Consider the following 19,477-nt stretch of genomic DNA (forward strand, 5'->3'; position numbering starts at 1 on the left):
TTTCGAAGAGGCGCCGCGCAGCCGGCGCCGCCATGGGGTTCGGACGCGAAGGGCGGTCACCATGCTCGTGCAGGTACAGAACAGCACCGACAGCGTTGCCGAACGGGCCCTGCTCGATCGGCTCAGCGGCTGGGACGGCGCGGGAAGCCCGCAGGGGATCGCGACGGTGAACTGCGGACTGGCCCATCAGGGCGTCGCGCACCGGTTCGACGCCGTCGTGTGGACGCCCACCAGCTGTGTGGTCATCGATGTGGCGGGGCTGCGCTCCACGCACGGCGGTACCCTCCAGGTCCCGCTGACCGGGGAATGGACGCTCAACGGTGTCCGCGCCGAGCTGGAGAGCACTGACGACCGCTCGGTCCTGGACAGGTCGCGCGACCACACCTTCGCGCTGCAGACCTGGCTGGCCGCGCGCGGACTCGGACAGCGCGCCGTCCACGGGGTCGCGTTGATCGTGCCCCTGCAGGGGGCCCCGGTGCAGATCGAGCAGAAAGTGCACGATCCGAGTTTCGATGTGATCCTCGGCGACGACGGGGAGCGGCTCCGGCAGTATTTCGGTGTACTCGCGCAACGGGAGTCGCACCGCTGGACCGCCAACGATATCGCGATCGCCTTCCGGGGCATGGGGATGCTGCCGTATCTGCCGGCGCCGCAGCATCTGCTCGAGGAGGGGTTCCTGGGCCCGATCGACGTCACCCTGTGGCACGGGGGGCCCGCGCAGGCCGAGGCCGAGCAGTACGTCGAGGATCTCGCACTCGCCGAACGCGAGGCCGGGGTACGCCGCCTCCGCTCGCCCTGGTACAGCCCGTGGCGGCTGTATCCGCGGGAAGTGGGCGATATCGATTTCGGCCGTGCGGTCATGCGCGCGGCGTTCGCGATCGGCATGTTCGTCGCGATCGCCTGGATACTGTGGTTCGTGATCACCGCCGTACTCACCTACGGCCCGGGCTGACCCGGCCGGTCGCCCGGTCCCCGGCACGACCTGCACGGGACGACCGGGCGCTGGATAGGGTCGGGTCGTGAGCACAGCATCCGGCGCGCCGGATCCGTTCCCCACGGACCGGCCGTACGACCGGGTCGGTCGCGCGAATGTCGGCCGCTCCGGGACGACGGACCCCACCGCCGCGCAACCCGCCGAATCGGACGGAACCGAATCGGGCACCGCCCCGGCCGATTCACACCGCGGCGGACCACCGCACCCCGCGAGTCCGCTCGCCACCGCGCTGACCGCGGCCGCCGGGGCCACGGTGACAGCCGCGATTCCGCTGTCGTTCCCGCCCGGTGGCGGGCCGACCTCGTTCGATCTCGCGGTGAACGCGCAGGTGGATCCGCGGCTGGACCCGCGGCCCTGGGTGGCCGAGGTCCTGGCCCTGGCGACGAATACCGGTGTGGTGCTCGCGGTGCTGTGCGGCGGTGCCGCCTGGTTCGCGTGGCAGCGGAAATGGTGGGAGGCCGCGACCATGGTGGCGGTTCCCGAGGTCGCGGTCGCGATCAACGCCTGGGCGCTCAAACCGTGGTGGTCGCGGCCGCTGCAGGACTATCTCGCGTACCCCAGTGGCCATACCGTGCACCTGGTGTCGGTGGTGGCCACGCTGGTGCTGCTGCTCCGATCGGCGCGCGCCCGGATCGCGCTGACGGCAGTCACCGCGGTCGCGTGGTCCGGTGCGGGCATCGGCATGGTCGCGCTCGACTACCACCTGGCCACCGATATCGTGGGCGGCACGACGGCGGGTATCACGCTGGCCATCGTTCTGTACTGGGTGTCGGTGTACACCGCGCGGACTCTCGGCGCCCGGTCCGGCTGACCGGTACGGGCGCCGCCGTATTCGCCTACTGCCGTTCGTACACGCTCGCGTCGTCCAGCATCGCCGCGCCCAGCATGGACTCGGGCACCCCCAGCGCCTCGACCAGAGTGAACGCGTGCGGGCGGAGCCGGTCGACGAGTTCGTTCACGCCGCGGCGGATCGCCTTGGCCCGCTCCACCGAGATGAACCGATGCATGATGTACCAGGCCGAGTTCTCCTCCAGCAGCGAGTACACGTACAGGTCGCAGACGGTCTCGGCGAGCCGGCGGGCTTCCTCGTCCTCGATATCGGCGATGCCCTCGATGAACGCCTCCAGCACCAGCCGGTCGATATGCGCGGCGCCCGCGGCGAGGATATGGTCCTGGGCGTTGTTGAACGCCTCGAACGGTTCGGTCTCCTGCGCGCGAGCGCGCAACCGGTGTGCGGCGGTGCGGGTCAGATAGTCCTCGCGGTCCGCGAACAACTGGAGGTGGGTCGCGCGTTTGCCCAGGTCGCCCTCGTCGACCGTCTCGTCGCCGCGATCGCGCAGGGTCTGGATGAGCTGACGCACCCCGGACCGTTTCCGCACCACGTCACCGGCCATGGTCGCGGCGAACCGGACCCAGCCCAGCGCGTCCAGATCGCGGACCTCGTCGGCGTAGGCGGTCAGGATCTCCTTGGCGACGAGCTGGGTGAGCACCACATTGTCACCCTCGAAGGTGGTGAACACATCCGTATCGGCCTTCAGGGTGACAAGCCTGTTCTCCGTCAGATATCCGGCGCCGCCGCAGGCCTCGCGGCATTCCTGGATGGCGCGGGTGGCATGCCGGGTCTGCGCCACCTTGAAGCCGGCCGCGCGTTTCTCCAGCGCGCGCTGCGCGCCGGGCGCGAGGTCCTGTCCCGTCTGCACCAGGTGCATCCGGCGGACCAGGTCGTTCTGCGCGAAGGACAGCGCGAAGGAGTGCGCGAGCAGCGGCAGCAGCCGCCGCTGATGCATCCGGTAATCGAGGAGCAGGGTTTCCGCGCCGTCGTCCGGATCGCCGAACTGGCGGCGTTTCAGTGAATACCGCAGCGCGATACTCAGACCGACCCGGGCGCCGGCGGCCGCGGCCCCGCCCACGCTCACCCGGCCGCGGACCAGGGTGCCCAGGGTGGTGAAGAAGCGGCGGCTGGGGTTCTCGATCTCGGAGCTGTAGGTGCCGTCCGGCGCGACATCGGCGTAGCGGTTGAGCAGGTTCTCGCGGGGCACCCGCACCTGATCGAAGACGATACGGCCGTTGTCGACTCCGGGTAGCCCGCCTTTTCGGCCGCAGTCGGAGGTGGTGACGCCCGGCAGATCGTTGCCCTGCTCGTCACGGATCGGGACCAGCAGGCAGTGCACACCGTGGTCGCCGGAGGGGGTGCGCAGCTGCGCGAAGACCGCCGCCATCCGGGCGTGTTCGGCCGCACCGCCGATGTAGTCCTTGCGCGCCGACGGCGTGGGGGTGTGCACCACGAATTCCTCGGTGGCCGGATCGTAGGTCGCGGTGGTCTCCAGATTCGCGACATCGCTGCCGTGCCCGGATTCGGTCATGGCGAAACAGCCGAGCAGATCCAGTGAGATCAGGCGCAGGATGTGCTCTCGGTGCCGTTCGCTGCCCAGGTTCTCCACGGCGCCGCCGAACAGCCCCCACTGCACGCCCGCCTTCACCCAGAGCGAGAGGTCGGCGTAGGCGAGCATTTCCAGCCCGACGACGGCCGCGCCGGGTTCCCCGGTACCGCCGTGCTCGCGCCGGAATCCGCGTTCGGCGTACCCCAGTTTCGCCAGCGCCCGCATCTGTTCCAGAACCCGGGCCCGCGCCGCGGGTAGATCGAGATCGGGATCGCCGGTGTATTCGCCCCCCGCGAGCTGGGTGCGGGCCTGCTCCCGGATCTCGCCCCACGGCCCGTCCAGTGCCTGACGTAAACGTTGCGCTGTCACAGTGCTGCCGGTGCTCATGCTTTCGACCCTAGCCGGGGCTCCGGACCGGCGGGGTTCACGGACACGCGACGGTGTAACGAGGGACACACAGCGTTGTAACGCCCGAGAACCGGGTATCGACGACCTGAATGACACGCCAGGTCAAGGCCGTGTTCGGGCCTCTATGTCCAGACGAAATGTCAAATAAACCAGGACGTAACAAACGTCACAATTCCAGAGCCCGTTTTGCGGTGGGCAAGAGGCACCTTCGGCCACTACCTTCGCGGCTATGGCTGCGCAAGGATTCCTGGAAGGAGCGACCTCCGAACCACCGATCTCCCCGGACCCGTCCGGGTACGCCGACCCTCGGCGTAATCCCCTTCGCCTGCCCGTCCTCACCGGCGCCATCAGCAAACTGGTCGCCGATCGCCCCGCCACCGCGGACACGATCGTGTCCGCGCCGGCGCCATTGCAGCCGATCGATCTGTCCGATGACGGCGCGGTCGCCGAGGTGCTGGATCTCGCGGTGCGTATGGGTGAGGTCGTGCTGGCTTCGGGTTCGGCCGTCACCGACACCGAGACCACCATGCGGTTCATCGCCGCTACCTACGGACTGTCGGCATGCGATGTCGAGGTCACCTACAACTCCATCCGTATCTATGTGCATCGCGGTGCGCGGCTGCCGTCGGCGAGCTCGATGCGCATCGTGCAGTACCGCTCGCTCGACTTCACCCGGCTCGCGGCTGTGGACCGGCTCACCCGCCGCATCCGCCGCGAAGTGGTGCCGCCCCACGACGCACGCCAAGCCCTGGACGCCATCACCTCGGCGCCCCACCCGTACAAGCGCTGGACGGCCACCTTCGGCTGGTCGCTGATGGCAGCCGCGATCTCGTTGCTGCTCGGCGGCGGTTTCCTGGTCGCGGCACTCAGCTTCGTCACCACGGCGGTGATCGACCGGACCAACCGAACCCTCAACCGCTACGGTCTGCCGTTCTTCTTCCAGCATCTGGTGGGTGGTGCGATCGCGGCCACACCGGCGGTGGCGCTGGCCGCCGTCGCCGGACCGCTCGGGATCTCGGTGAGCCCCACGCTGATCATCGCCGCCGGGATCACGGTGCTGCTCAGTGGCCTGAGCCTGGTGGGCTCGGTACAGGATGCGATCACGGGCGCGCCGATCACGGCGGCCGCGCGCATGCTCGAACTGCTGATGATGACCGGCGGGATCATCGCCGGTATCGCGCTCACCCTGCGCATCGGCGAAATGTTCGACACCACGGTGCCTTTCGATCTCGATCCAGGACACGCGCTGTCGAACCTGCCGGTGCAGGTCGTAGCCGGCGCCGCGGCGGCAACAGCGTTCGCGCTGGCCTGCTACGCGGAACGGCGAGCGCTGGCCGCGGCGGCCGGCAGCGGCGCCATGGGCACCATCTGCTACCTGATGGTGATCACGGCCGGGTTCGGACCGGTTGTCGCCGCGGGCGCGGCCGCCATCGTGATCGGCCTCGTCGGTGGTCTGCTCGCCCGGCGTGCGCTGACCCCGCCGCTGGTCGTGGCCCTCGCGGGTATCACCCCGCTGCTGCCGGGCCTCAGCATCTACCGCGGGCTGTACGGCCTGCTCAACGACGAATTGGCCCGCGGCGCGAACCAACTGCTGGCGGCCTTCGGTGTCGGTTGCGCACTGGCCGGTGGTGTCACGCTCGGTGAATGGTTCGACCGGACGGTGCGCCGCCCGCCGATCCTGCGCAAGTTCGGCGCCCTGCGTCGGCCGGTGGTCCAGCGCAAAAGGCGGCCCACCGTGAACCTCGGCAAAATCCGTCCCACCGTGAACCTGGGCAAACGCCGTCCGGCAGTGAACCTCGGCAAGCGCCGCGCGACGCCGGTGGGACGCCACCCGATCCGGGTGCCGGTGCAGCACTCGGCTTCCGCGGCCCAGGACACTGCGTTGAACCTTCCCGCGGCCGGGCAACTGCCGCAGGTGCCCAAAACCGCGGGACGTGGAACCGCACCGGTTCCCGAGTTCGACAGCGGTGTCTGGACACGCGACCTGGACGCGACGCCGCTGGGCCCGCCCACGGCGCTGCCCGATGCGACGCCGGCGGCCCTGCCCACCGACATGCTGGAGATGCCGGCCCTCCCGGCGGAATTGGTCGCATTGCCGACCGAACCCCTGGGTATCGCCGAGGACCTCCTGCCCACCGCAGCGATGCCGATCCTCGTTCCCCCGGAACCGGTAGGGCTCGGGACCGGACAACCCGTGGGTGTCGGCGCGGCGCAACAGCGGCAGGCGCCGACCGAACCGCTGCCCGTCGCGCTGCGTCCCGACAGCCGCTGACGGAGAAACCCGCGGCAGAGGTCGGACCCGGTATCGTCGGGTTGTCGACTACCCGGTCGCGCGGAGTGCCCCCGCACTCCGCGCGACCGGCCGAATTGATCCGGGCGAGGCGCCCGGATCAACGTTCGCAGGAAGGTTCACTCGATGCCGGACACCCCCGAAACCATCGATCCGGCCGTGTCCGCGTTCTCCACTCGTATCCGGGAGGCCACCGCCCGCGAGCACGAGGAGGCGGAGAACTCGACCTTCATCACCGAAATGCTGGACGGATCGCTGGGTATCGACTCCTATCGTCGCTATACCGGTCAGCTCTGGTTCATCTACCGGGCGCTGGAGGCGCATGCCGAGGCGCTCGCCGCGGATCCGGTGGCGGGCCCGTTCATCAAACCGGAACTGGCCCGCACCGCGGAACTGGAACGGGATCTGGCCCACCTCGCCGGTCCGGGATGGCGCGAGGAGCTGACTCCGTTGCCCGCGACGGCCGGCTACGCCGCGCGGATCGAAGAGTGCGCCCGGACCTGGCCGGGCGGCTATATCGCCCACCACTACACCCGCTACCTCGGTGATCTGTCCGGTGGTCAGGTGATCCGGGGCCGGGCCGAGAAGCTGTGGGACCTGCCGCATCGCGGTGACGGCGTCCGGTTCTACATCTTCGACGGCATCGGGAATCCGGCGGCGTTCAAACGCGAATACCGGGCGCTGCTCGATCGGATCGGCGTGGACGACCTGGAACAACGCCGCATCCTCGACGAGGGCAAACGTGCCTTCGTACTCAACCGCGCGGTGTTCGCCGAACTCGCCGCCGAGTTCCCCGCCCGGCGCCCCTCCTGATCCCGGCCCGGCCGACTTGGACGTCTGATACATTCCCGCCGGTAGCCACCGCGAACGAAGGGTGAATCGTGTCCGAAACCTCCCCTGCCGGCCGGGTACCGGCCGACGAGCACCCCGTGATCGTCGTCGGCGCCGGGCTGGCCGGTCTCGTCGCCACCTACGAACTGACCCGAGCCGGACATCGAGTTCTCGTGCTCGATCAGGAGAACCGCAACAACCTGGGCGGCCAGGCGTTCTGGTCGCTGGGCGGATTGTTCTTCGTGGACAGCCCCGAACAGCGGCGCCTCGGTATCAAGGACTCCTACGAACTGGCACTGCAGGACTGGCTGGGTTCGGCCGGATTCGACCGTGACGACGAGGATCACTGGGCCCGGCGGTGGGCCGAGGCCTACGTCCGGTTCGCGGCCACCGAGAAACGCGATTACCTCTACGACCTCGGACTGCGGGTGACGCCGCTGGTCGGCTGGGCCGAACGCGGCGGGGCCCTGGCCGACGGCCACGGGAACTCGGTGCCGCGTTTCCATATCTCCTGGGGCACCGGCCCGGGCGTCCTGGAGGCTTTCCTGAACCCCGTCCTCGAGGCCGAGCGCAAGGGTCTGGTGCGCTTCGCGTTCCGGCACCGGGTGGACGAACTGCTCGTCGACGGCGACGCGGTCACCGGGGTTCGCGGCAGCGTCCTCGAGCCGACCGAACTCGCCCGCGGCGTGGCCTCGCCGCGCACCGTCGTGGACGATTTCGAATTCCGCGCCGGCGCGGTACTCGTCACCTCCGGCGGGATCGGCCACAACCACGACCTCATCCGGGCGAACTGGCCGACGGATCGGCTGGGTCCCGTGCCGGAAACCATGATCTCCGGGGTACCCGCGCATGTGGACGGCCGGATGCTCGGTATCTCCGAGGCGGCCGGCGCCGCCCTGGTCAACCGCGACCGGATGTGGCACTACACCGAGGGCATCAACAACTGGGACCCGATCTGGCCCGACCACGCGATCCGCATCATCCCTGGTCCGTCGTCGCTGTGGTTCGACGCGACCGGGGTGCGCCTGCCGGCGCCGTGCTTTCCCGGCTTCGACACCAACGCGACCATGAAGGCGATCCTGGCGACCGGATACGACTATTCGTGGTTCGTGCTGACCCAGTCGATCATCGAGAAGGAATTCGCGCTGTCGGGTTCGGAGCAGAACCCCGATATCACCAGCAAAGACCGCCTCACCACCGTGCGCAGCCGGTTCACCAAGGGCGCGCCGGGGCCGGTGGAGGCGTTCAAGGAGCACGGAGCCGATTTCGTGGTCGCCGATACGCTGCGTGAACTGGTCGACGGTATGAACGCGCTGTCCCGCGGTCCGCAGCTGGACCACGCGGCGCTGGAGCGCCAGATCGTGGCCCGCGATCGGGAGATCACCAACAAATACAGCAAGGACGCCCAGGTGATGGCGATCCACAACGCCCGCAACTTCTTCGGCGACCGGACCGCCCGGGTCGCCAAACCGCATCGGATCCTGGACCCGGCCGCGGGACCGCTCATCGCGGTCCGGCTCAACGTTCTCACCCGCAAGACTCTCGGCGGTTTGCAGACGAATCTGGATTCGCAGGTGATGCGCTCCGACGGTGCCCCGCTGCCCGGTCTGTACGCCGCCGGTGAGGTCGCCGGGTTCGGCGGCGGCGGGGTACACGGCTACAACGCCCTCGAAGGCACCTTCCTCGGCGGCTGCATCTTCTCCGGCCGGGCCGCGGGCCGCGCGCTCGCGACGACGCTCGGTCCCGCCTGACCGGCGGGCCGGGCGGACGCGCTCGCGGCACTCAGGTCTGGGAGAGCAGCCGCCCGGCCTCGGCGGCCAGCGCGGCCAGCTGCCGGGCCTGCCTGCCCGTGTCGATCGCCGGGCGTCCGGATCCGATCCGGGTGGACAGCGACAGCGCCGCCACCGTGACGCCGCGGCGGCGCACCGGCACCGCCACGCACCCGATACCGGTGACGGCTTCCTCGTTGTCCACCGCGATCCCCTGCCGGCCGCGGATCCGCGCCAGCTCCCGGTGCAGTTCCAGCCGGTCACCGATGGTGCGCGGGGTGAGGCGGGGAAGCTGTTCGCGCAGCGAGGTCTCCACCACGCCCGGATCGAGACTGGCGAGCAGCGCTTTACCCAATGCGGTGCTGTGGGCCGGCAACCGGCCGCCGACCCGAGTCGGTACGGCCGCGCTCTGGCGTCCGCCCGTCTTGTCGAGGTAGACGACGTCGCGGCCGTCCAGCACCCCGAGGTGCCCCACCGACAGCGTCCGCTGGCACAGTTCGTGCAGCAGCGGACCGATCACGGCACGCAGTTCGTTGTGGCCCGCTGCCAGCCCACCCAGTTCCAGTGCACGCAAACCGAGACGGTATCCGCCCGGATAGTGCGCCAGCCACCGCAGCCGGATCATCTGGTCCAGGATCCGGTGCACCGTGGAACGCGGCAGCCCAGTGCGTTCCACCAGGTCCTGCAGGGTGAGCACGGGTGTCCCCGGCTCGAACGCGTCCAGGATGAGCGTCATCCGCTCGATCATCGACACCGGTGGCGTCGGCCGGGCCGGGGGTTGCGTAACCCGCCACGACCCGCCCGGCTCCGGGTCGGCCAGCACCTCGACCGTCAAGACTTACCTCCATCGTGCAGCTCGGCCAGCTTATGCGCAGCGAACCGAACGGTATTGACGATGCCCCGTTCCGGAGCTGTGCAAACCATCACAGCGGTTCAGCTCGGCATGAAGGGCGCGTTGAAGACACTGCACAGCCACCGGCCGTCCACGAGTTCCATCACCGCGGACACCGACATGTCCCGGGTGGTCTCCGCCGCGCCGGCTTCCTGGTTGACCGTGGTGAGCTGCACCTGGACCTCGGCCCGGGTGTCCCCCTCGGACATGGTCGCCGCGCAGCGGGTGTCACCGGCCCGGGATCGTTCGGGGTCCGAGGCGACCAGCACCCGGGCCATCGGTATCACGGTCGAGGCCTGGCTCTTCCACTGTCCGGTGGCCCCGGCCTGCACCTGCTGCTCCCAGCCGGCCGGATCGTCGTAGTCGTAGGTGGCCACGAGCGCGGTGTAGTCGCAGGCGGCCTGTTCGGCGGCGGCCTGCGCATCCGCGGGCGGCGGCGGTGCCGCTGCCCCGCCCCGTAGCACCCAGGTGAGCCAGGCGGCCGCGCCGAAGACGGCGACCACGGCGACGCCCGCGAGCGCGGTGATCGCACGCCGCCGAGCAGGTCGTGGCCGGAGCGGCGGAGGCGGAGCTTGCGGCCGCAGCGCGGCCGGGACGGTCGCGGCCGGCTCGATGAGCGCCCGGCGGGCCGCCTGCGCCAGTTCGCCACAGCTGGCGAAGCGCTCGTTCCGGTCCTTCGCCATCGCCCGGGCGATCACCCCGTCCAGACCCGGCGGCAGTCGCGAATCGACCTGTGAGGGCAGGGGTACCGGCGCGTTGAGATGAGCGTTGATCAGCGCGCCGGTGGTCACCGCGGGATACGGCAACCGCCCGGTCAGCATGTAGTAGAGCGTGCAGCCGAGCGAGTACACATCGGCGCGGCGGTCGGTATCGGCGCGCATCGCGAACTGCTCGGGCGCCGCGTAATGGAAACTGGCGTACAGCTCACCGGTGCGGGTGAGACCGTCGACGCGGTCCAGGGCTTTCGCGATCCCGAAATCGGACAGATACACCTGTTGCTGATCTCCCCAGGCCAGCAGGATGTTGGCGGGTTTGACGTCCCGGTGCAGTACACCGGCGGCGTGCGCGTGGTCGAGTGCCCGGGCGGTCTCCTCGGTGATCCGGACCGCGTGATCCGGCCGGATGGGCCCGTGCCGGAGTACCGCCGCGACATCGGTGCCCTCGATGTACTGGATGGCCATCCACAGCCGGTCCCGTTCCTCGCCCCGGGCGTAGACGGCGACGATGTTCGGATGCGACAACCGCGCCGCCGTATCGGCTTCCCGCAGAAAACGCTCGCGGATGGCACGGTCGTCGCCGACGATCGGGGTCAGCAATTTCAAGGCGACCGGGCGCGGCAGGTCGCGGTCGCGGGCCAGATACACCTCCCCCATTCCGCCGGCGCCCAGCAGGCGTTCGATGCGGTACCCGGCGAACGTGTGTCCCGGTTCGGGTCCGCGGTTCACGCGCTGCGCAGTCCCGGCCACCCGTATGCCTGAGGTCCGGGCGCGGGCCCGGCCCGACCCGCCTGTGCCTGCGCCTGCTGCGGCGCCGGCATTACGGCGGCAGCCTGCTGCTGGTGACCGTTCTCCCGCCGGAACTCCTCCATATCCATCCAGCGGACCTGCTGGACGAGTTCCTCGAGCTGATCGCCGGGCAGGAATCCGGCCTTCGAGTACACCAGCAGACCTTCGCGGAACGCCATGACCCACGGGTACCGGTCGACCTGTCCGGCCGCCGCGACCGCGGGTTCGGCCTCGGCCTCCACGGTGGCGTGCACGATATCGCGGTGTGTCTCCGACGATGCCTCGTACACGGGCGCGAACCGGGTGCACCAACCGCACCAGGTCGCCCAGAAGTCCACCAGCACTATGTGATTGGTGGCCACCACCGTTTGAAAGTTCTGCTGGGTCAGTGGTGTCGTCGGCATGGTAGTCCTCCCGGCGGCCCGTGCCGGGCCGCCCCGCGTGCGTGCTCACCCCGTCCGGAATCGTCGCACGAACGGGCTTCGGCCGCCGGGCGATGAGTCTCCTCCCGGGCCGCCGATATCCGGCAGCCTACGCGCCGGGAAGGGTCCGGAGCAGCCCGGTCGCGTACCCTTCGCGGCCGCCCCGGTCGCCGGCCGAGGCCACCTCGACCGATAACGTGTTCTCATGAGCGAAAACGAGGCCGGGAAAGCCCTCCCCGACGCCCAGCATCACGAGGGCGGATTCCGGCCCATGTCGGAGCTGATGGACGCGGTCCGCTCGATCGACACCACCCGGGGCGGACCGCACTACGGCGACTTCGTGGAGCAGGTGCGCACGCTCATGGACCGGGCCCGGCTGGCGGTGCCGCCGGACGATCTGGTGCTCGAGGCGGCCGGGCTCCTGGAGAAGCTCAACGACCGGCTCGCCCCGTATGTGGGCGACGAATGGAACGCGCCGGGCTGGACCCGGTTCGATCTGCCCTCGCGCGGGAATGTGACCCTGCCGCCGTACCGGGTGGACCGCGTCGACCGCGACGGCGTGGACGCCCGGATCACCTACCGGACCTTCCATCTGGGCGGTAACGCGGCGGCCCACGGCGGCTACATCTCGCTCGGTTTCGACGATCTCATGGGATTGGCGGGTTCGGCGCATACCGGCTCGGTCACCCGGACGGCCTCGCTCACGGTCGACTATCGATCGATCACACCGTTGAACAAGGAACTGGCACTACACGCCTGGGCGGACCGCCGAGAGGGCCGAAAAGTGTGGATCAAGGCCACGCTGCACGACGGGGACCGGCTCTGTGCCGAGGCGAACGGGTTGTTCATCGTCTTGAAACCCGGCCAGCCCTGACTTCCCGCGGCCCGGAGCCTGTCGCCCGGACTGCCGGCGCGCCGGACGACCGGGCAGCGGAACGTAGTCGTGTTCCGCTGCCCATCGAACTCAGCGCCGGCCACCGCCCGGGTAGTGCTCGTCCAGGTACGGCGCGAACGCCGCATCGACCTGGTCCTCGGTCAATCCGAAATCGGCCAGCGAGTACTTGTGCGCGGGCCGCGCGGCACCCGAGGTGGATTCCCCGTGCAGGGCGGCCATCCGGGCCCGGGCCGCGTCACTGAAATCGAGCTCGAACTGCGCGTAGATCCGCTCGACCGTAGCGAGCGGGTCGGTGACGAAGTCCTCGTAGTACACATCGCAGAATTGCGCCGCCGGATGCTTCTTTCGATCCGCCAGGAACGTTTTCGCCCCGCGCGACCACAGCTCGAGCTGCGCCGCGCCCACCACGGGGCCGCGGAACTTCTCCGACCAGCCCGCGGTCGCCTGCTCGTTGAGGCTGCACACCGAGGCGACGATCGTCTTCGGCACCCGGTGCATCTGGATCACCAACGCGTCCGGGTACACGGCGAGCAGTGCGTCGAGCGCGAAGAGGTGACTCGGATTCTTCAGCACCCAGCGCCGGTCGGGATCGTTGACTCCGATGAGCTGCAGGTTCCGGCGATGCCGCCGATAGGCGCCCGTCCAGTCCTGCTCGCGCAGCCATTCCGAGTACCGGGGCAGATAGCCCAGGCATTCGTAGGAGATCGACATCGCCGACTGGCGTAACAACTGCCAGCACTCCTCCACCTGATCGGCGGAAATATGGTGCACACCCATGAACTCCGGGTGTTCGACATGATGTTTCTCGTAGCCGGCCTGCAACCGCTGGAACACCGGGTTCTGTTCCCAGGTCTCCCGCGGCGGGCGTGGCTGCGGCATCTCGGTCAGCCACATCTCCAGACCCTGATGCCCGGGGTCGGCGGTGAGCAGCCGATGCACGGCCGTGGTGCCCGAACGCGGCAGCCCGGTCACGAATATCGGACGTTCGATCGCGATATCGGCGTGCTGCGGGTACTGCCGCCACCCGACCTCGCTCAGTGCCCGGGCGATCAGCGCACCGCGCAGGAACGCGCGATTGACCTTGTTGCCGAACGGAGTGAGTTCGGCGTCGTGCGCATAGGAGTCCAGCAGCACCGAAAGCCCGGTCCGGTAGTCGTCGTCGCCGAAATCGTCGAGCCCGATCACCTTGGTGGCCGAGGCGTGCAGATCGTCGAGTGTTCCGACGTCGTCTCTGCCGATCATTTTCTGGTTTCTCCTCAGTGGTGGAATTCGCCGCAGTTCACGTCGAGACAGGTCCCGGTGATGGCCCGGGACATCTCGGAGGCGAAGAAGACGACGGCGTCGGCGATCTCATCGGGTTCGGGCAGGCGGCGCAGGTCGATATCGGCGGCGGTCTCGGTGTAGACATCCTCGGCGCTCACCCCACGTTCCTTGGCCAGATAGTCGAAATACCATTTCAGGGTGTCGGCCCAGATCCAGCCCGGGGCCACGGAATTCACCCGGATACCGCGTGGACCGAGCTCGGTGGCCAGGCTCTGCGCCAGCGCCAGCAGGGTGGTCTTGGCCAACTTGTACGGTCCGTAGGGCTGGCGCGAATGTCGCAGCACCGCCGAATTGATCATCACCACCGACCCTTCGCGCTCGGCGAGCGCGGGGGCGAACAGCCGGGTCAGCCGTAGCGCGGCGAACACATTGGTTTCCAGGCTGGTGCGCAGATCGTCGAATGCCACCTCGGCGAGGTCGACCATCGGCGGCATGGCGAACGCATTGTTCACCAGCGCGTCCACCCGCCCGAATTCCTCGTGCGCGGCGGTCACGAGGTGCTGCGCGGCCGTATCGTCGGTGATGTCGGTCGGCACGACCAGGGCGCGGCGACCGAGTTCCTCGATCTGTGCGGCCACCTTGCGCAACCGCTTCTCGGTGCGCGCGGCCAGCACCACGTCGGCGCCCGCCTTCGCGCTCTGCAACGCGATGGCCTGCCCCAGCCCCGGGCCGATTCCGGAGACGACGACGACCTTGTCCCGCAACAGCATCAGCCCAGCATCCTTTCGGCCACGGCGGCCTGGCGGCCGGCGATCCTGGCCTTCCAGTCCTGCGGGCTGATCCGCGACTCCTTGTAGTAGGGCAGCCGATCGGGCAGTTCGTCGAACGACACCAGTTCTACCGTCGGCCCGTCCTCGGGAGTCATCTCACGCGACAGCCGCTGCCAGCGGAACTGGAGATAGGCCCGGTCGTGGCCGGTGCGCTCGATCCAGTTGACCAGGCCGGGATCGCGTTCGCTGACGACCAGCCGGATCATGCCGTCCGGGTCCACCCCGGCCTGATCGGCGTTGAGGCTGGTCTGATGGTTGATGTAGTCCAGCGACAGATACCACATGCTGCCGAGCTGGAAGCCCTGGTACGGCGCATCGGACTTCGGGACGGTCAGGATGATCACCTGATCGTCGGTGAGATCGTAGTGACCGACGGAGGAGAACTGCGTGGACAGCCCGCCGGGTGTACGCCGCGGTTCGGTCATCGTGTTGACCGGCAGATTCAGATAGAACCATTCAGGGAACGCGAGGAAGGTCTTCAACCGCGACACCAGCATCTTGCCCGCGACCTCGTACCGTTTGGCCATCAGGTCGGAGGTGATCGCGGGCGGGGCGGAGCCGGCGGTATCGACGCGGCTGATGCGGACGGTGCCCGCTTTCTCGTCGGCCCAGTCGCCGAAGACCTCGCGTACCGCGAGCATCGTCGAATCGGCGGCGAGTTGGATGTGATTGCGTCCGCCGGGCCCCGGACCGAGGGTTATCCGGTAGGTCCCGTCCGCGGCGATATCGATGGATCGGTCGTCGAAGGCGGTTTCCCCGCCCGGTACCTCGGTCGCGGAGTAGTTGCCGTTGAGCACCTGGAAGCTCAGGTCACGTGTGGTGCCGCGGGTGCCGGTGACGAGGTATTCGGCGTCGGGCCGCAGGTTGGCGTGCCAGTAGAGCGTATCCGGGTTGTCCAGGCCCATCTTGGTGTAGGGGCCGGTGGACTGGACGAAGAACGGGAAGTCGCGTTCGAAGGCCCAGGACATCTGGATGGACGCACGGATACTGCCCGCCAGGTAGTCGTAGCCCTCGGCGAGGTCCTGTTCGGTGCGGATATGGGGTGCGCTCTTGATTATTTCCTCGGCGGCGGCGATCGAGTCCGCGAAGGGCTGCGTCAGCACGATTCTCCCGGGTGTTCCATATATGTACCGCCCTGGTACATTTCGATAGAAGAAACATTAGAACCTGTTCTAGGAGTGGTCAATGTCGTCGACGTCGGCAGCGATATCGGAGGTCCGCGAAGTAGGTCGGCGCTCGGCCCCCACCCAGCGAGTGGTCCAGGTGATCGACTATGTGGTCGCCCGCCGCGGACGCCGGGCCGGACTCTCCGAAATAGCCCGTGACCTGGGCTTGGCCAAACCCACCTGTCTGGGCATACTCACCGAGCTCACCGCCGCCGGATACCTCACCCGCGATCCCCGTACCCGCGGGTACGGGCCCGGGCCGGCATTCATCGCCGCGGGGCGGGTGGCCCAGGAGAGCTTCTCCATCGCCGCGCTCGCCCATCCCGAATTACAGCGACTGAGCGCGGCCTACGCGACCACCTGCACCGCCTCCGCCGTGGTGGGCGAGCGCATCAGCGTCCTGGACAGCGCCGGACCGGCGATGGTGCAGGTCGGGGCCACCTACCGCTTCGCGCCGCCGGTCGGGCTGATGTACGTGCTGTGGGATACCGCGGCCGCCTTCGACGCCTGGTCGACCACTGCGCCGACCGTCCCGCTGCACCAGGACGAGACCCGGCTGCGCCGGATAGTCAGCGAATGTCGGGAGCGCGGCTACCTGGTGGAGAGCACCACCGGCGCGAGCCGGCGCCTGTACTCGCTGCTGGCCGGGGTCGGCGGTCACGAACTGCCCGATCAGCTGCGCACGGCTGTCGCCGAACTGGTCACCACCCTGGGCGAACGCGTGTATCTCGGTGACGACCTGCGCCCCCGCAAGGAACACCCGGTCAGCCTGCTCGCCGCCCCGACCTACGACGCGGACGGCCGCCAGCAGCTGGTTCTCACCATGTACGTCGGAAAGCCGATCACCGGCGCCGAGATCGCCCGCCGGGGCGCCGCACTGGTGGCCGCCGCCGACGCCGTCACCGCCGCGGCGGGCGGCCGTCACCCGACGGACCGTTGACCGCACATAGAAACGTGTTCTAGTTTTTAGGGGTGAGCCAGCACACGAAGTCGGCGGCGAGCACATACGAGCTCTCGCATCAGGCCGCACTCGAGGCGGAATCGGTCCATATCCTGCGGGAGGTGGCCGCAACCTTCGAACGCCCCGTCCTGCTCTTCTCCGGCGGCAAGGACTCGGTGGTGATGCTGCATCTGGCCACCAAGGCGTTCTGGCCGGCCCCGCCCCCCTTCCCGGTCCTGCACATCGATACCGGACACAACTTCGACGAGGTCATCGCCTATCGCGACGAAACTGTCGCCCGGCACGGGGTGCGCCTGCTCGTCGGCAGCGTCCAGGACGATATCGATGCGGGCCGGGTCGCCGAGGAGACCGGCCCGCGCGCGAGCCGCAACCGGTTGCAGACCACGACCCTGCTGCGCACCCTGCGCGAAGGCCGTTTCGACGCGGTCTTCGGCGGTGCGCGCCGCGACGAGGAGAAGGCCCGCGCCAAAGAACGCGTCTTCAGCTTCCGCGACGAGTACGGGCAATGGGACCCGCGCCGCCAGCGCCCGGAGCTGTGGAACCTCTACAACGGCAAACACCGCCCGGGGGAACATATCCGGGTGTTCCCGCTGTCCAACTGGACCGAACTCGATATCTGGACCTATATCGCGAGCGAGGGCATCGAACTGCCGGCGCTGTACTACGCACACCGCCGCCCGGTGGTGCAGCGTGACGGAATGCTCTTGGCGCACACCAGGTTCCTCACCTTGCTCGACGGCGAGGAACCGCAGGAAGCGCTGGTGCGCTTCCGCACCGTCGGCGATGCCACCTGCACCGGTTGTGTGGAATCCACCGCGGCCACCCCCGCCGATGTGGTGACCGAGGTGGCCGCCGCACGGGTCACCGAACGCGGCGCGACACGCGCCGACGACCGGATCTCCGAGGCCGGGATGGAAGACCGCAAACGAGAGGGTTACTTCTGATGGGCACCCTGTTGCGCCTGGCCACCGCGGGCAGCGTCGACGACGGCAAATCCACGCTGATCGGACGACTGCTCTTCGACTCCAAGACCCTGTTCACCGACCAGCTCGACGCGATGGAACGCACCAGCCGCGACCGCGGTGAGGACTATCCGAATCTCGCACTGCTCACCGACGGCCTGCGCGCGGAACGGGAGCAGGGCATCACCATCGATGTCGCGCACCGCTATTTCGCCACCCCCCGCCGCAAATTCATCATCGCCGACACACCGGGGCATGTGCAGTACACCCGGAACATGGTCACCGGCGCCTCTACCGCCGATCTGGCGCTGATCCTGGTCGATGCACGCTACGGGGTGGTCGAGCAGACCCGGCGGCACGCGTTCCTGGCCTCGCTGCTGGGGGTGCCGCACTTGGTGCTGTGCGTGAACAAGATGGATCTGGTCGGATATTCGGCGCAGCGGTTCGCCGAGATCCGCGAGGATTTCGCCGGTTTCGCGTCCCGGTTGCAGATCGCGGACCTGACCTTCATCCCGATGTCGGCCCTGCACGGCGACAATATCGTGCACCGCAGCACCACCATGGACTGGTACGAAGGGACCCCGCTGCTGCACCACCTCGAGGAAGTGCACATCGCCTCCGACCGCAACCTCATCGATGCCCGGCTGCCGGTGCAGTACGTGATCCGCAGCCACACCCCGGATTTCCGCGGCTACGCCGGAACGATCGCCAGCGGGGTCTGGTCCCCCGGTGACGAGATCACCGTGCTGCCCTCGGGGCTCACCACCACCGTCACCGGGATCTGGGGGCCGGGCGGAGTTCCACTCGATCAGGCGTTCCCGCCGCAGGCGGTCACCGTCGGCCTCGCCGATCAGCTCGATATCGGTCGCGGCGATATGCTCTGCCGGCCGGCGAACCGACCACAGACCAGCCGTGATCTCGACGCTATGGTCTGCTGGTTCAGCGACGAGGCGAGTATGCGGGCCGGTGCGTCGTATACGGTCCGTCACACGACCCGCAGCGTCGCGGCCCAGATCCGCACACTCGACTACCGCCTCGATGTCAACACCCTGCACCGCGACGAGAACGCGACCTCGCTATCGCTCAACGAGATCGGCCGGGTTCAGCTGCGCACGCGCCAGGCACTGCAGTTCGACCCCTACCGGCGCAACCGCACCACCGGCAGCTTCCTGCTCGTCGACGACATCACCGGCGATACGGTCGGCGCCGGGATGATCACCGGCCCCAGCCTCCCCTCGTCCCGGGTGGTCTGGCATTCCAGCGCGGTGGAACGTTCGGAGCGCGCGACCCGCGGCCTCACCATCTGGCTCACCGGCCTGTCCGGGTCCGGCAAATCCTCGGTGGCGGTGGAGCTCGAGCGGCGACTGGTGGCCGCCGGACGGCCCGCGTTCCTGCTCGACGGCGACAATCTGCGGCACGGCCTCAACTCCGATCTGGGGTTCAGCGCCGCCGACCGGACGGAGAACATCCGCCGGGTGGGCGAGGTGGCCCGGCTCTTCGCCGAGTCCGGCACCATCGCGATCGTTTCGCTCATCAGCCCCTATCAGGCCGATCGCGAGCGCGCTCGGGCCGTCCACGAAGCCGCCGGCATCGCGTTCCTCGAGGTGTTCGTGGACACACCGCTGGAGGTGTGCGAAGCCCGTGACCCCAAGGGCCTGTACGCCAAAGCCCGGGCCGGCGAGGTCCGGGGCTTCACCGGTATCGACGATCCGTACGAGCCACCGCCCGCGGCAGCCCTGGTGCTGCGTCCAGAGGACGGCGATCCGGCCGCCATGGCCGCCGCGATCCTGGCCGTGCTGGCACGCGACGACAGTGCCTGATACCGCGACGGCGGTGCCCGATATCGGCACGACCCGCTGACGTCACGGCCGCCGCGCGGCGCGGAGATGAGCTCCCGCACCGCGCGGT

Annotated in this window: 15 protein-coding genes and 1 pseudogene; 9 read left to right on the forward strand and 7 right to left on the reverse strand. The window is 68.9% G+C overall.

Features of this window, described 5'->3' with window-relative positions; genetic code table 11:
• The first annotated feature begins 61 nt into the window (after positions 1–61).
• Positions 62–952, forward strand: a complete 891-nt coding sequence (locus OG804_RS07775) for an NERD domain-containing protein (protein WP_328395369.1) — start codon at positions 62–64, stop codon at positions 950–952.
• 67 nt (positions 953–1,019) lie between these two features.
• A complete protein-coding gene (locus OG804_RS07780; protein ID WP_328395371.1) occupies positions 1,020–1,805 on the forward strand; it encodes a phosphatase PAP2 family protein in 786 nt (261 codons plus the stop codon).
• Positions 1,806–1,830: 25 nt separating this feature from the next.
• Here the strand turns inward: OG804_RS07780 and OG804_RS07785 are convergent, their stop codons facing one another.
• Complete coding sequence (locus OG804_RS07785) at positions 1,831–3,762, reverse strand: acyl-CoA dehydrogenase family protein (protein ID WP_328395373.1); 1,932 nt, start codon at positions 3,760–3,762, stop codon at positions 1,831–1,833.
• 346 nt (positions 3,763–4,108) lie between these two features.
• Between OG804_RS07785 and OG804_RS07790 the strand changes: the two are divergent.
• From OG804_RS07790 to OG804_RS07800, 3 genes and pseudogenes are all read left to right on the forward strand, one after another.
• Positions 4,109–5,512: pseudogene (locus tag OG804_RS07790) on the forward strand (threonine/serine ThrE exporter family protein); the annotation flags it as partial.
• Positions 5,513–6,199: 687 nt separating this feature from the next.
• On the forward strand, positions 6,200–6,886 hold the full coding sequence (locus OG804_RS07795) for a biliverdin-producing heme oxygenase (protein ID WP_328395375.1): 687 nt from the start codon (positions 6,200–6,202) through the stop codon (positions 6,884–6,886).
• Between the two features lie 68 nt (positions 6,887–6,954).
• Positions 6,955–8,655, forward strand: coding sequence for an FAD-binding dehydrogenase (locus OG804_RS07800; protein WP_328395377.1), 1,701 nt, complete (start codon positions 6,955–6,957; stop codon positions 8,653–8,655).
• A 31-nt stretch (positions 8,656–8,686) separates the two neighbouring features.
• Here the strand turns inward: OG804_RS07800 and OG804_RS07805 are convergent, their stop codons facing one another.
• The 3 genes from OG804_RS07805 to OG804_RS07815 form a co-directional block, all read right to left on the reverse strand.
• Positions 8,687–9,508 (reverse strand): IclR family transcriptional regulator, encoded by an 822-nt coding sequence (locus OG804_RS07805; RefSeq protein ID WP_328395379.1) that lies wholly within the window; start codon positions 9,506–9,508, stop codon positions 8,687–8,689.
• Between the two features lie 98 nt (positions 9,509–9,606).
• Positions 9,607–11,010: a serine/threonine-protein kinase gene (locus OG804_RS07810; protein ID WP_328395381.1), complete on the reverse strand. Its 1,404-nt coding sequence runs from the start codon at positions 11,008–11,010 to the stop codon at positions 9,607–9,609.
• Positions 11,007–11,474, reverse strand: a complete 468-nt coding sequence (locus tag OG804_RS07815; protein WP_328395383.1) for a thioredoxin family protein — start codon at positions 11,472–11,474, stop codon at positions 11,007–11,009. Before OG804_RS07815 ends, OG804_RS07810 begins: the two co-directional genes overlap by 4 nt.
• Positions 11,475–11,697: 223 nt before the next feature.
• Here OG804_RS07815 and OG804_RS07820 point away from each other — a divergent pair, with 223 nt between their 5' ends.
• Positions 11,698–12,366, forward strand: a complete 669-nt coding sequence (locus OG804_RS07820; RefSeq protein WP_328395385.1) for a PaaI family thioesterase — start codon at positions 11,698–11,700, stop codon at positions 12,364–12,366.
• A gap of 90 nt (positions 12,367–12,456) precedes the next feature.
• On the opposite strand, the gene OG804_RS07825 is transcribed toward OG804_RS07820, so the two are convergent.
• The 3 genes from OG804_RS07825 to OG804_RS07835 are packed head-to-tail and all read right to left on the reverse strand — an operon-like array spanning position 12,457 to position 15,583.
• The gene (locus OG804_RS07825; RefSeq protein ID WP_328395387.1) at positions 12,457–13,629 is read right to left on the reverse strand and encodes a sulfotransferase family protein; all 1,173 of its coding nucleotides are present in this window, start codon (positions 13,627–13,629) and stop codon (positions 12,457–12,459) included.
• Positions 13,630–13,643: 14 nt separating this feature from the next.
• Complete coding sequence (locus tag OG804_RS07830) at positions 13,644–14,420, reverse strand: SDR family oxidoreductase (RefSeq protein WP_328395389.1); 777 nt, start codon at positions 14,418–14,420, stop codon at positions 13,644–13,646.
• Entirely contained in the window at positions 14,420–15,583 is a 1,164-nt protein-coding gene (locus OG804_RS07835; protein WP_328395391.1) for a hypothetical protein, read from the reverse strand. Before OG804_RS07835 ends, OG804_RS07830 begins: the two co-directional genes overlap by 1 nt.
• An 82-nt stretch (positions 15,584–15,665) precedes the next feature.
• Here OG804_RS07835 and OG804_RS07840 point away from each other — a divergent pair, with 82 nt between their 5' ends.
• From OG804_RS07840 to cysC, 3 genes are read left to right on the forward strand one after another with little or no spacing between them, the layout of a single operon-like run.
• Positions 15,666–16,586, forward strand: coding sequence for a helix-turn-helix domain-containing protein (locus OG804_RS07840; protein WP_328395392.1), 921 nt, complete (start codon positions 15,666–15,668; stop codon positions 16,584–16,586).
• A gap of 32 nt (positions 16,587–16,618) precedes the next feature.
• Positions 16,619–17,551, forward strand: a complete 933-nt coding sequence (cysD, locus tag OG804_RS07845) for a sulfate adenylyltransferase subunit CysD (RefSeq protein WP_328395394.1) — start codon at positions 16,619–16,621, stop codon at positions 17,549–17,551.
• Positions 17,551–19,389, forward strand: a complete 1,839-nt coding sequence (gene cysC, locus OG804_RS07850) for an adenylyl-sulfate kinase (protein WP_328395396.1) — start codon at positions 17,551–17,553, stop codon at positions 19,387–19,389. Before cysD ends, cysC begins: the two co-directional genes overlap by 1 nt.
• Positions 19,390–19,477: the final 88 nt, after the last annotated feature.

This window comes from Nocardia sp. NBC_00416 (genome assembly GCF_036032445.1).
In the GTDB taxonomy this organism is placed as follows: domain Bacteria; phylum Actinomycetota; class Actinomycetes; order Mycobacteriales; family Mycobacteriaceae; genus Nocardia.

What these genes read in the sequence shown, in the direction of transcription:
- OG804_RS07830 (WP_328395389.1), bottom strand. Translation starts at nt 14,420, where the DNA reads ATGCTGTTGCGGGACAAGGTCGTCGTCGTCTCCGGAATCGGCCCGGGG.
- OG804_RS07840 (WP_328395392.1), top strand. Translation starts at nt 15,666, where the DNA reads ATGTCGTCGACGTCGGCAGCGATATCGGAGGTCCGCGAAGTAGGTCGG.
- OG804_RS07820 (WP_328395385.1), top strand. Translation starts at nt 11,698, where the DNA reads ATGAGCGAAAACGAGGCCGGGAAAGCCCTCCCCGACGCCCAGCATCAC.
- OG804_RS07775 (WP_328395369.1), top strand. Translation starts at nt 62, where the DNA reads ATGCTCGTGCAGGTACAGAACAGCACCGACAGCGTTGCCGAACGGGCC.
- OG804_RS07795 (WP_328395375.1), top strand. Translation starts at nt 6,200, where the DNA reads ATGCCGGACACCCCCGAAACCATCGATCCGGCCGTGTCCGCGTTCTCC.
- OG804_RS07825 (WP_328395387.1), bottom strand. Translation starts at nt 13,629, where the DNA reads ATGATCGGCAGAGACGACGTCGGAACACTCGACGATCTGCACGCCTCG.
- cysC (WP_328395396.1), top strand. Translation starts at nt 17,551, where the DNA reads ATGGGCACCCTGTTGCGCCTGGCCACCGCGGGCAGCGTCGACGACGGC.
- OG804_RS07785 (WP_328395373.1), bottom strand. Translation starts at nt 3,762, where the DNA reads ATGAGCACCGGCAGCACTGTGACAGCGCAACGTTTACGTCAGGCACTG.
- OG804_RS07815 (WP_328395383.1), bottom strand. Translation starts at nt 11,474, where the DNA reads ATGCCGACGACACCACTGACCCAGCAGAACTTTCAAACGGTGGTGGCC.